Origin of the sequence: Actinacidiphila rubida, from assembly GCF_900110255.1 — a bacterium.
Lineage (GTDB): Bacteria > Actinomycetota > Actinomycetes > Streptomycetales > Streptomycetaceae > Actinacidiphila > Actinacidiphila rubida.
In genome coordinates this window covers 26,870-39,506 of record NZ_FODD01000007.1, presented here as the reverse complement: position 1 = coordinate 39,506, position 12,637 = coordinate 26,870, and the positions used below count along the sequence as shown (strand labels likewise).

Below are 12,637 nucleotides of genomic sequence, written 5' to 3'. Positions count from 1 at the left end.
GCACTCCGCCGCAGGCCGGCCCCGCCGCGGTCGCGAACCGCGCCGAACCGGGCGGAAAACGACGGCCGCCGCAACTTCGCGGACTCCCGCGGTGCCCGAGAGCACCGGGGAACGATCCGGGCAAGATCACCCAGGGTGGTACCGGCCACATCCTGTGGGCGCCGGGTGGGAGGATGCATCCGTACGGCCGGACGGGGCACCTCACTTCCCGCCCTCCGTGCTTGAGTTGTGCGTGTAAGGGTGAACGCTTGTACGACGCGCCCGTGCGCGGCCGGGGAGGACTGCCCCGGACGCCCGCCCGGGCCCGGCGAGAAGGGACCGCGGGCGAGATGCAGATCCGGCTGACCGTCCTCGGGCCGCGCGGCGGCCGGACGAGGCTCTCCCCTGCCGGGCGCTGTGACGTGCTCATCACGGCGCCTGAGGGCACCGAGCTGGGCACCGTCGCGGGCGCGCTGGCCTCCGCGGCCGGCTCCGCGCAGCAGGGCGGACGGTCCGCGAGCACCTCGGTGGCCCTGTACGCGGGCACCCAGCGGCTCTCCCCGACGGCCGTGCTGGGCGCGCCCCCGCTGGTCGACGGCGCGCTGCTGTCGCTGCACGCCCCCGCCGAGCAGCAGGGCGACCACGGCCGCTACGGCAGGTTCGGGCAGTACGGCGCTCCGCCCGCGGAACTGGCCAGGCTGCACGTGGTGGGCGGGCCCGACGCGGGCGGCGTGCACCTGCTGCAGGGCGGCCAGGCGCGTGTCGGCCGCTCCGCGGACGCGGACGTCCCGCTCGACGACCCGGACGTCTCCCGGCTGCACTGCGAGGTCGCGGTCGGCGCGGACGGCCAGGTCACCGTCCACGACCTCGACTCCACCAACGGCACCATGCTCGACGGGGAGGCGCTCGGTCCGCGCCCGCAGCCCTTCCCGCCGGGGGCCCTGCTGCAGATCGGCGAGTCCACGCTGCGGCTGGACGCGGCACACTCCGCGGTCCCGCCCGTGCTCGCCTCGCAGCCCGACGGGGACGGGCACCTGCGCGTGTCGCTGCCGTGGCCGGCCCACACCGCCGCGCCGGCCGGTCCCGAGCCCTCCGGCGGTACGGCCGGGCACGACCGACCCCAGCACTCCACGCACTCCGCGCAGGAGAGCGGCGCAGGCAGCGAAGGCCGCGGCGGAGGTGGCGGCCGCGGCGACGACGGCGACCACGCGGGCCGGGGTGACGGCGTCGACCGTGCTGAGCGGGCGGACCAGGTCGACCACGAGGGCCGCGTGGAGGAACCGCACGCCGCGACCCGCTACGGGCTGTTCGCGCAGACCGACCCGGCCGGCGGCGTGCCCGCGGCGGGGTCGGCCGGCGGCGCGCCCGGCCTTCCGCCGATGCCCGAGGGTCCGCCGGCCTCGTACGGCGTCCCCGGGCAGCGGGCGTCGTCGGGCGCGGCCGGGTCCGCGCGGCTCACGACCGGATCGATCTCCGCCGTGCCCGGCGGCGCGCCCGCGGACCGGCTCGGCGGCGGGGCGCCGCGGGGCGGCTCCGGCGGGCAGGTCCCCGCTCCCCGGCGGGAGGCCGGCGAGACCCCGGGCGCGGGCGGCTCGCGCGCGCCGGGCGGCTCCGGCGACTCGGGCCCCGGCGCCTCACGTCCGGGCGGCCCCGGCGACCCCGGCACCCACCCGTCCCTCCCCCGCCAGGCCGCCGGATCCTCCGACGGGTTCGCCGAGACCGTGACGCACGCCGGCCGCGCGGGCTGGACGCAGGCCGCGGAAGCCGCCGCGCCGGGCACGGCCGGCGGCACGGGCGTCACCGGTGGCGCTGGTGGGACTTCCGGCCAGGACGGCGGCGAGCGGCGCAGGGCCACCGGGGAGCGCTCCCGCGGCACGCGCGCGGTCGAGGCGGGCCGGGCCAGAAGCGGCGGGCCGGTGGGCGCCATAAGCGCCTGGGCGCGGCGCCGGCTGGCCCCCGGCCGCGCCGCCGCGGACCCCGCGGACAGCGGCGAGGCCGAGGCGCTGCGCGAGCGCTGGCCGGACCCGGCGACGGTCCTGCTGACCGCGCTCGGCCCCGGGCGCCGCCTGTGGGAGCGCGACGCGGCGCACCCGGACGCGCTGACCGTCCGCCTGGGCACCGCCGAGCTCATGTCGGAGGACGGCACCCGCCGCCTCCCGTCCGTGCCGTTCACGGTCGACCTGAGGGCGCCGGAGACGGCCGCGCTGACCCTGTCCGGCCCGCGGCCGCGGATGACGGGCCTCGCGCGGGCCGTGCTCGCCCAGCTCTGCGCCCTGCACGCGCCCGCGGCCCTGGAGGTCGTGCTGCTCAGCGCCGACCGCGCGCGCAGCGCCGACCAGCGCACCGAGGAGTGGTCCTGGCTGAACTGGCTGCCGCACCTGCGCCCCGGGCACGGCCAGGACTGCCGGCTGCTGCTCGCGTACGACCGCGAGCAGGCACAGGCCCGGATAGCCGAACTGGCGCGCCGTGTGGAGGACGGGCCGCTGGGCACGTCCTGGGCGGTGGCGCCCCAGGACGCGGTGACGGCGGCGACCGCCGCGTACGAGGGACCGTTCACCCTCGTGGTGGCGGACGGCGACCCGGGTTCCGCGGCGCTGCGGGACGCCCTCGGGCGCATCGCGGTGGCCGGGCCGTCGGCGGGCGTGCACGTGCTGTGCCTGGCCGAGGCCGGGGAGCAGCCGGCGATCGGGAGCGGCGCGGTGGCCCGGCTGTCGGGCGACGTCGCCACGACCCTGCACATCGAGCGGCCCGGGCACCGGGTACCGGGCGACCGGCTGCCGCTGCCGGACGAGGTCGTGCTGGACGCGGTGTCGGCGGACTGGGCGGAGCACTTCGCGCGGGCGCTGGCCCCGCTGCGGGAGACCGACGCCGAGACACCGCGGTCCCGCAACGCGCTGCCGGCCACCGTCCGGCTGCTCGACGAGCTCGACCTGGCACTGGCCACCCCGGCGAAGATCGGCGCGCGCTGGGCGGAGGCGGCGACCGCCGCGACCGCGGCCGCCGGGGCCCGTGCGGTCCTCGGGCAGGGCGCGGCGGGCCGGGTCGCGGTCGACCTGGTCGCGGAGGGCCCGCACGCGATGGTCGGCGGTGCGCCGGGCGCGGGCAAGACGGAGCTGCTGCGGTCGCTGGCGGCGGCGCTGGCGGCGGGCGAACGCCCGGAACGGCTGGCGCTGGTGCTGGTGGACGGCGCCGGCGGCGAGCGCGGCGAGGGGCTGGCCGCGTGCGCCGACCTGCCGCATGTGGCGACGCGCCTGGTGGCCTCCGACCCGCTGCGGATGCGGGAGTTCGCGCAGGGCCTGACCGCGGAGCTGAAGCGGCGCGCGGAGGTGCTGGGCGAGCAGGACTTCGCGGCCTGGCACGCCGGGCAGGCCGTCGCGGCGGCCGCGACACAACCGGCAGGATCCGCGCACCCGTTGAGCCCTTCCGTGCGGGAGAAGCCCGCCGATGCCGACTCGGATGCGGCGGGCGGCGGGGACGACGAGCGCGACGGGGACGACGGGGACGACGGGACGGGCGCGCGGCGGGAGCGGGCCGCACAGCCCGCGATGCCGCGCCTGGTGGTGCTGGTCGACGACTTCGACGCCCTGGTCGCGCCGGGCCTCGGCAGTCCGGGCCGGCCGGCCGCGGGCAGCGTGGTGCGCGCCCTGGAGGCGGTCGCCCGGGACGGCGAACGGCTGGGCGTCCACCTCGTGGCGTCGACCGGGCGCCCGGAGCGCACGGAGGGCACCGAGGCGGACGAACGGGCCCGGCTGCGCGTCGCGTTGCGGATGCCGGACCCGGAGTCGGCGGCGCTGCTGGTGTCCGTGGAGGACCCGGCGGGCCTGGACGACGCCCTCCCCGGACGGGGGTATCTGCGCCGTCCCGGCGGCGGGGTCACGCTGTTCCAGGGCGCGCGCGTCAGCGCCCGCATCCCCCGCACCGCGACGCTGCGTCCGACCGTCGTCCCGCTGGAGTGGGAGCGGATGGGCGACCCGCCGGCCCGCCGCCAGGTCCGCGAGCTCGGCAACGGCCCCACCGACCTGGCCCTGCTGGCCAGCGCCCTCCAGCGCGCCGCCGAATCCCCGCAGGAAGACGCCCGCCGCTAGCGACGGTTCGGCGCCGCCGCCGGCACCGGCAGGTACCGGCGGCCGGCGGTGTCCACCGTGTTCGCGGTGTCAGTGGCGCGCCATCATGACCGGTGTGAACTCCGAGATGCTGATCGCCGTCTGGCGACGTGTCCTGCTTGACCCGCGCGCCTCCTGGGTGCTGTTCGCACACGGCACCTGTGTCGTCCTGACCGCCCCGGAGGGGGATCTGGGCGAGCAGGCCGTGGCGATCATGCGGACGTTCGGGCCGGTGCACGTCGGCTCCGCGGCCGGGGACTTCGGGGTGGTCGACCTCGGGACGGCCGGCGGATGGGCGGTGACCGGCGACCATCCGGACGTGCTGACCTACGTCGCGCCCGAGGAGGTCGAGGAGGCCGAGGAGGCCGAGGACCACAGAAACATCGCCGTCGGCCTGTTCGGACGCGCCAAGCGCCACCGCGACGGCACCGAACTGCGCGTCGTGCACGTCGAGGACAGGCGGGACGCGGCCCCGCCTGCGCAACTCGGCCCCGCGTAGGACGAGTCCGGGACGCGAGCCGGACGGAAACGGGTTTGAGCCAAGATCACGGCATGGTCACGATCCCTGTCACCCCGCTGTGTGCGCCCTTGCGAGCGCCGTTCACCCGGGCGTAGGACAGACGCCACGGGACTGAGGGGATGGCCAGATGCTTTCGTTAAACACGAGCAAGGACAGCACCTTCGAGACACATGCGGCGCGCCGTACCGTGCGCCGCACTACGCGCATAGCGCTTGCCGCGGTCGCGGCGTCCGCGCTCGCGCTGACCGCCGCCGCGTGCGGGGGCGGCAGCGGCGACGGCAAGAAGAGCGGGGGGAGTTCGAGTTCGCCGTCCACCTCGGCGAGCGGCAGTGGCTCCTCGCTCCAACTGCCCGACCTGCACGGCCAGAAGCTCGAGGTGGCGGCCGTGTGGACCGGCCCCGAGCAGGCCAACTTCATGAAGGTGCTCAAGGAGTTCGACAGGCGCACCGGCGCGAAGACCTCCTACGTGCCGACCGGCGACAGCCAGTCGACGTTCCTCGGCACGAAGATCGAGGGCGGTGCCCCGCCGGACGTCGCCTTCCTCGCGCAGAACGGCGTGCTCCACCAGTTCGCCGACAAGGGGTGGGTCAAGCCGCTGGGCGCCCAGGCGCAGGCGCAGCTGACCGCGAACTTCTCCCCTGGCTGGCAGAAGCTCGGCGCGTGGAAGGGCAAGCAGTACGGCATCTACGCGAAGGTCTCCAACAAGTCGCTGATCTGGTACAACGCGGCGGCGTTCGCCAACGCGGGGGCCACCGAGCCGAAGACGTGGGCGGACTTCCTGAAGACCGCGGAGACCGTCTTCGAGTCGGGCACGCCCGCCGTCTCCATCGGCGGTGCCGACGGGTGGACGCTCACCGACTGGTTCGAGAACGTCTATCTCTCGCAGGCCGGGCCGGACATGTACGACAAGCTCGCCGCGCACACCGTCAAGTGGACGGACCCGTCGGTGAAGACGGCGCTGACCACACTGGCGCAGCTGTTCGGCAACAAGGACCTCATCGCGGGCGGGCAGCAGGGCGCGCTGGCGGCCGACTTCCCGAAGTCGGTCACCCAGGTGTTCACCGGCAGCACCCCGGCCGCGATGGTCTACGAGGGCGACTTCGTCTCCGCGTTCATCTCCGGCAACACCAAGGCGAAGGTCGGCACCGACGCCAAGGTGTTCCCGTTCCCCGCGGTCGGCAGCGGCAAGGCGCCGGTGGTCAGCGGCGGCGACGTCGCGGTGGCGATGAAGGACTCCCCCGGCGCGCAGGCGCTGCTGACCTTCATCGGCTCGACGGACGCGGCCAAGATCTGGGCGCAGGGCGGCGGTTACCTGTCGCCGAACAAGTCGCTGGACCTCTCGGCGTACCCGGACGACGTGCAGCGGAACATCGCCAAGGCGCTCATCCAGTCCGGCGACGACTTCCGGTTCGACATGTCGGACCAGGCTCCGGCGGCCTTCGGCGGCACGAAGGGCCAGGGCGAGTGGAAGGACCTCCAGGACTTCCTCGCCAAGCCGTCCGACATCGCCGGAGCGCAGGCGAAGCTGGAGGCGGACGCGGCCAAGGCGTACGGGGGCTGAGGGCGGATGGCTGACGCCTCCCTGCCGGGGGCGGGGGGCGGCGGCACCGCCGCCGCCCCGGTCGCGCCGGGTCCCGTGAAGGGGCCCGGCGCGCGTCCCCGCCGCAGCATCATGGGCACGCCGCCGTGGGTGGCGGCACTGTTCCTGCTGCCCGCACTGGTCCTGCTGGGCGCGCTGGTGGTCTACCCGATCGTCTTCACCGTCCACCGCAGCCTGTACGACGCCGACGGCAGCGGTTTCGTCGGCCTGAAGAACTTCGGCACGGTCTTCAGCGACCACGGCATCCTCACCGCGGTGCGCAACAACGCGATCTGGGTGGTGGTCGCGCCGACGGTGGCGACCGCGCTGGGCCTGGTGTTCGCGGTGCTCACCGAACGGGTGCGCTGGGGAACGGCGTTCAAGCTGGTCGTCTTCATGCCGATGGCGATCTCGATGCTCGCCGCCGGCATCATCTTCCGGCTGGTGTACGACCAGGACCCGTCACGCGGGGTGGCCAACGCGGTGGTGGTGGCCGTGCACGACACGTTCACCAGCAACGCGGCCTATCCGGGCGCCCGGCCGCGGCCCAACGGCGATCTGGCGCCGACCGCCGGAGGTTCGTACACCTCGAAGTCCACGGCGTCGGTGGGCACGCCGGCCGACCTGCCGCTGGTGGGCATCCCGCAGAACAAGCTGCCGGCCGGCGCCCAGCAGGCCAGGCCCGCGGCGACGAAGCCGGACGCGGTGACCGGCACGGTGTGGCTGGACTTCCGGCCCGGCGGCACCGGCAGGCCCGGGGTGATCGATCCCGGGGAGAAGGCGCTGTCGGGGGTGCGGGTCCAGGCGGTCAAGGGCGGCAAGGTGGTGGCCTCGGCGACGTCCGGCAAGGACGGCACCTATCAGCTGCCCGGCTCCGCGGCCGGCGCCCAACTGCGGCTGCCCGCCTCGAACTTCTCCGGGAAGTACAACGGCATCGACTGGCTCGGCCCGAACCTGGTGACGCCGTCGATCATCGCCAGCTACGTGTGGATGTGGGCGGGCTTCGCGATGGTGCTCATCGCGGCGGGCCTGGCCGGCGTGCCGCGGGAACTGCTGGAGCAGGCGCGGGTGGACGGCGCCAACGAGTGGCAGGTGTTCCGCCGGATCACCGTGCCGCTGCTGGCACCCGTCCTGGTCGTCGTCATGGTCACGCTGATGATCAACGTGCTCAAGATCTTCGACCTCGTCTACATCATCGCGCCCGGCCAGACCCAGGAGAACGCCAACGTGCTGGCGCTGCAGCTGTACCTGTCGTCGTTCGGCGGCGGCAACGACCAGGGCGTCGGCAGCGCGATCGGCGTGATCCTGCTGCTGCTCGTGCTGCCGGTGATGATCGTCAACATCCGCCGGCTGCGCAGGGAGGGACGGCGATGAGCGCGGACGCGACCACCGGCGGTGCGGTCACCGCCCCCGTACCCGTGACGGCCGTCGGCGCGGGGCGGCGGCGCCGCGGTCTCGCCGGCCGCCTGGCCGAACGCGCCGGCAGCGGCGTGCTGCGGATCTTCCTGCTGGTGGTGGCGCTGTTCTGGCTGCTGCCGACGGTGGGCCTGCTGCTGTCCAGCCTCCGCTCGCCGACGGACATCACGGCGAGCGGCTGGTGGAAGGTGTTCACCTCGCCGTCGCAGCTGACCGCCGCCAACTACCACACGCTGCTGAGCAACAGCGCGATCACCGACTCGCTGTGGAACACCGTGCTGATCACCGTGCCGGCCACACTGCTGGTGGTGGTGATCGGCTCCCTGGCCGGCTACGCCTTCGCGTGGATGGACTTCCCCGGCCGGGACTGGTGGTTCCTGGTCGTGGTGGCGCTGCTCGTCGTCCCGGTGCAGGTGGCGCTGGTGCCGGTCGCGAAGCTCTTCGGCGACCTGGGCATCTTCGGGGACATCTCCGGCGTGGTGCTCTTCCACACCGCGTTCGGCCTGCCCTTCGCGATCTTCCTGCTGCGGAACTTCTTCGCGGAGATCCCCCGAGAACTGCTGGAGGCCGCGCGGCTGGACGGCGCCGGTGAGCTGCGGCTGTTCACGCGGGTGGTGATGCCGCTGGGCGGCCCGGCGATCGCCTCGCTCGGCATCTTCCAGTTCCTGTGGGTGTGGAACGACATGCTGGTGGCGCTGATCTTCACCAACAGCGACTCGCAGCCGATCACCGTGGCGCTCCAGCAGCAGGTCAGGCAGTTCGGCAACAACATCGACATCCTCGCGCCCGGCGCGTTCGTCTCGATGGTGATCCCGCTGGCGGTGTTCTTCGCGTTCCAGCGGCAGTTCGTGTCCGGCGTGATGGCCGGCGCGGTCAAGTAGGCGGCACTTCAGGCCCACCGGGCCGGCAAGGCGGGGCGGCGCAGGCCGCCCGCGCGGGACGGCGGGGGCGCCGGGGCAGCGCGGCGCCCCCGCTTTCCGCTGTCCGCCCACGCTCTGCTGCCCGCCCACGCACTGCTGCCGGCTGCCGGCGGGGCGCGGCCCTGCTTGCCGGGCGGCCGCCGCGAGGTGCGCCACTCTGCCAGGTGGTCTACGCCCCGCGCCGCCACCCGCGTGGCGGACCTGATCATGAGATGACCCTTTGGCACGCTGATTCCGCAACCGCAGGAATCAGGAGTTGTCATGACATCGCACGATCTGGCCCCGGGGTCGCGACGACCCTGGCTCACCGGCCGGGCCGGCAGCGTGCTGCTGCTGGGCGGCCGGCTGCGCGAGGCCCTGATCGTGGGTGTCCCCGCCGTGGCCGTGACGGTGCTCGGCTGGCGGCAGCGCTGGGTCGGCGACGACGGCATGATCTACACCCGCACCGTCCGCGAGATCCTGGCCGGCCACGGCCCGGTGTTCAACGTCGGCGAGCGCGCGGAGGCGTCCACCGGCGCGCTCTGGCAGTGGCTGCTCGCGGCGTGCACGTACGCCTCCGGCAAGGACCCGTCGCTCGTCGCCGTCTGGCTCGGGGTGCTGTTCACCGGCGCGGGATACGCGCTCGCCATGTCGGCCGCGCGCAGAGCCGTCCGCCCCCTGACCACCGCACCCCTGCTGCCGGTGGGGATGGCCGTGCTGCTGGCCGTCAAGGCCGACTGGGACTACGCGTCCTCAGGTCTGGAGAGCGGCCTGACCACCGGCTGGATCGCACTGGCCTGGTGGTATCTGGTGGCGGCCCGCGGAACGCAGCCGGCCGGCACGACTCCCGGCCCGCGGCGACCAGAACGGGCCCGCGCACCGGCACGTCAGCGCGGCGCGCAGGACGTGCACGCCGCCGGCCGCCTGGTCCGCGCCGCCGCCTCGGCCGGCCCCGGGACCGCTCTCGGCATCAGCGGCGGCGGCTTCCCGGGCCCCGGCGTCGCCCCCGCCGGTGCGGCCCCCGCGCGAGGCGGCGCGGAAGGCGGCGCGAACGGTGACGCGCGGGGTGCGGCAAGGAGTGGGACGACGAGTGAGGCGAGGAGCGGCGCCGGGGCCGGGGCCGGGCGCCGGCGGACGTACGCCGCCGCCGTCATCGGCCTCGGCCCGCTGGTCAGGCCCGAACTCGGCCTGGTCAGCGTCGTGTTCCTGATCGCCCTGATCGCCGTGCTGCGTCCGGGAGTGCTGCGCGGCGCCGGACTGCTCGCGGCCGCCGTCGCGCTGCCCGCCGTGTACGAGGTCTTCCGCGCCGGCTACTACGGGGTGCTCGTCCCGCTGCCGGATCTCGCCGGGGAGGCCGGCCGCGCGATGTGGGGTCGCGGCCTGGCCTACCTCACCGACTTCGCCGGCCCCTACCGGCTGTGGGTGCCGCTGGCCGTGCTCGCCGTCGTCGCCGTGCAGGCCCCCCGCCGGATGCTGCGCCCCGAACTGCTGGCCCCGCCCGTCGCCGGACTGCTGTCGTGGCTGTATGTGTGCCGGGCCGGCGGCGACGCCATGCACGGCCGGATGCTGCTGCCCGGCCTGCTGCTGCTCATGCTGCCGCTGTGCGCGGTGCCGCTCAACCGCCTGACCGGCGCGGGCGCGACGGCCGTCGCGGTCTGGGCGGTGCTGTGCGCGCTGCTGTGCCGGCCCGCCGCGACCAGCGGCGGCCTCTATCCGATCGTCGACGAGCAGCGGGCCTCCACCGTGTCGGCCGCGGGCCCGCACCCGGTCACCGAGTACGCGCACGTCCGCCAGGTCACCCCGCTGCTGCCGGCCGAACTCGCCGCCGAGAGCGCCGGCCGTCCCGTCCTGCTGCTGCAGACCCCCGCCGGCGGCAGCCGGTTCGTGTCCCTGCCGCTCGCCGCCCGCTTCCGCACCCGCCTCGCCGGCAGCTACCCGCTCCTCGGCTACAACGGCATCGTCACACCCCTCGACGCCACCTCCGTCGACCCGCTCGGCCTGGCCTATCCGCTCGCCGCCCACCAGGAGCGGGCCGCGGGCGGCACCGGCGGCCGGTCCGGCCACGGGCGGGGACTCGACCCGGCCTGGATCGTCGCCGACTACACCGACCCGGGCACGCCGCTGCCCGCCGGCTTCGACGCGCGGCGCGTGCAGGCGGCCCGGCACGCCCTGAGCTGCGGACCTCTGGCCGAACTCCAGCACTCGGTCCGGGCGCCGATGACGCCCGGGCTGTTCTGGCGGAACCTGCGCGGCTCCTGGACGCGCACCACGTTCCGCTTCCCCGCCGACCCGGTCCAGGCGGAGCGTGCGCTGTGCCGCGGCTGACCGCGGGCCGGCCGGGCCCGCCCGGGACGCCGCGCACACCGGGCGCCACGCCCGGGACGTTCGGCCCGGGGCGCCCGGTCGCGGCCCTGGGCCGGGTGCGGATCGGCGCCGCCCTGCGGCGGCACGCGCCGTACCTGGTGTGCGGCACCGGGTTCTGGCTGGTGCTGGCGATCGTGGTCTTCCACACCCCGATCGGCGGCGACTTCGGGCAGAACGCGGCCGCCGTCGCGCGGATCAGCGAGAACTGGCGCCACCCCGCGAACCCGGTCATCCGGGAACCGGGCCTCGGCAGCCCCTATTTCTCGCCGTACCTGGTGGCCCTGGGCTTCGCGGCGAAGGCCACCGGCACCGCGGCGTGGGTCGCGCTGCGCTGGAGCGGCCTGCTGAACCTGGCGGTGCTCGTCGCCGGCGTCGGCGTGTACGCGCACACGCTCAGCAGGCGCCCGCTCGCGCCGGTGTACGCGCTGGCGGCGTTCACCCTGCTGTGGGGCTGGCAGCCGGAGTTCTGGAGCGGGTTCTGCGGTCTGGCCTCGCTGTCGCAGGTCGCGCCGTACCCGAGCACGTTCGCCGTCGGCCTGACGTTCCTGCTGTGGGCGTGGACCGACCGGGTGGTGCGGCGCGGCGGCGGGTGGTGGGCGCACGCCGGGCTCGGCGCGCTCGGCGGCACGCTGCTGCTGATCCACCCGATCACCGCGCTCGCGGCGGCCAGCGGCGTGGCGGCCACCGTCGTGGCCCGGCAGCGGCGCTGGACGCGGTGGACCGCGGCGTGCTGGGGCCTCACCCTGGCCGTGGCGCTCAGCGTCGCCGCCGCCTGGCCGTACTTCGACGTGTTCGCGCTTGCCGGCGACACCACGGTGGACGCCGTGCACCGCAGGCTCTACGAGCAACTGCTGCCCTGGTACGGCCTGGCGCTCACCGGGCTGCCGGCGCTGGCCCTGCGGGCGCGGCGGGGAGGGCGGGACCCGCTGGTGCTGATGTTCGGCGCGGACTGCGCGATCGCCGGGTACGGCTGGCTCAGCGGCCACTACACCTACGGACGGGTGTTCGCGCTGCTCCTCGTCCCGTTGCAGTTCGCGCTGGCCGTGGAGCTGGCGGAGATCCCGCCGTGGACGCGGCTGCGCGCCGCGCTGGTCCCGCTGACCGCGGCGGCGCTGGGCTTCGCGTTCGTCACCCAGGTCGGATCGGTGCTGCCGCGCGCGGTGCTGCCGGCCCTCACCCGGCCCCCGACCTGGCACGACTACCGGTGGGTCGCCGACCGCGTGCCGGCCGGGGACGTGCTGCTGACCGACGGCTACGAGTCCTCGCACATCCTCCCCGCGTTCGGCGTCTACACCGTCTGGCCCGCCTGGCCCGACCCGTCGACCACCGTCACCGACCGCAACCGCCGCTCGGTCGCCGTCAGTTCGTACTTCGACCCCCACACCTCGGCAGCCGCCCGCCGAGCGGTCGTCCACCGCTACGACGTCCGCTGGCTCCTCCTCTCCCGCGGCGAACACGTCTCCTACGAAGGCACGATCGCCGCCCGCAGCCCGTCCTCCGGCGAGACACTGGTCCGCCTGCGTCCCGCCGCCTCGGCCTGAACGGAGGTGCACGGGGCGGTACTTGGGACAGGCGCGGGGCGGTCGTCCGGCCGAGGGGCAGGCGGGTCCGGCCCGCTCGGCGGCCGCGCGCGGGGTGGCGGAGCCCGCCGAACGGGGCAGGCGTCGGGCTCGGACGCACACGGGTCCGGGGCCGGAGCCTCGGCGCCGTTGCGGCCCGGCGGCGGGCATGTCACGGAACTCCGTTGGTTCGGCGACGAGTTGGGGACCATCGGGCG

General features: G+C 75.5%; 7 protein-coding genes. All 7 read left to right on the top strand.

What is annotated here, in order from left to right; all coding sequences use genetic code 11:
• Positions 1-329: 329 nt before the first annotated feature.
• The 7 genes from BMW99_RS08815 to BMW99_RS08785 all read left to right on the top strand — a co-directional run bounded on the left by BMW99_RS08815 (position 330) and on the right by BMW99_RS08785 (position 12,401).
• Positions 330-4,064 carry an FtsK/SpoIIIE domain-containing protein gene (locus tag BMW99_RS08815; protein WP_075016569.1) on the top strand — a complete coding sequence of 1,245 codons (3,735 nt, stop codon included), beginning with the start codon at positions 330-332 and terminating at the stop codon, positions 4,062-4,064.
• An 85-nt stretch (positions 4,065-4,149) separates the two neighbouring features.
• Positions 4,150-4,581, top strand: a complete 432-nt coding sequence (locus BMW99_RS08810) for a hypothetical protein (RefSeq protein ID WP_069465640.1) — start codon at positions 4,150-4,152, stop codon at positions 4,579-4,581.
• Positions 4,582-4,729: 148 nt separating this feature from the next.
• Positions 4,730-6,163, top strand: a complete 1,434-nt coding sequence (locus BMW99_RS08805) for an ABC transporter substrate-binding protein (protein WP_079138756.1) — start codon at positions 4,730-4,732, stop codon at positions 6,161-6,163.
• Between the two features lie 6 nt (positions 6,164-6,169).
• Positions 6,170-7,555, top strand: a complete 1,386-nt coding sequence (locus tag BMW99_RS08800; RefSeq protein WP_079138757.1) for a carbohydrate ABC transporter permease — start codon at positions 6,170-6,172, stop codon at positions 7,553-7,555.
• Entirely contained in the window at positions 7,552-8,478 is a 927-nt protein-coding gene (locus BMW99_RS08795; protein ID WP_069465642.1) for a carbohydrate ABC transporter permease, read from the top strand. The genes BMW99_RS08800 and BMW99_RS08795 overlap by 4 nt, the downstream gene beginning before the upstream one ends.
• A 300-nt stretch (positions 8,479-8,778) precedes the next feature.
• Complete coding sequence (locus BMW99_RS08790; protein ID WP_075016568.1) at positions 8,779-10,821, top strand: hypothetical protein; 2,043 nt, start codon at positions 8,779-8,781, stop codon at positions 10,819-10,821.
• Positions 10,809-12,401: a hypothetical protein gene (locus tag BMW99_RS08785; RefSeq protein ID WP_107451609.1), complete on the top strand. Its 1,593-nt coding sequence runs from the start codon at positions 10,809-10,811 to the stop codon at positions 12,399-12,401. Before BMW99_RS08790 ends, BMW99_RS08785 begins: the two co-directional genes overlap by 13 nt.
• The last annotated feature ends 236 nt before the right edge of the window (positions 12,402-12,637 follow it).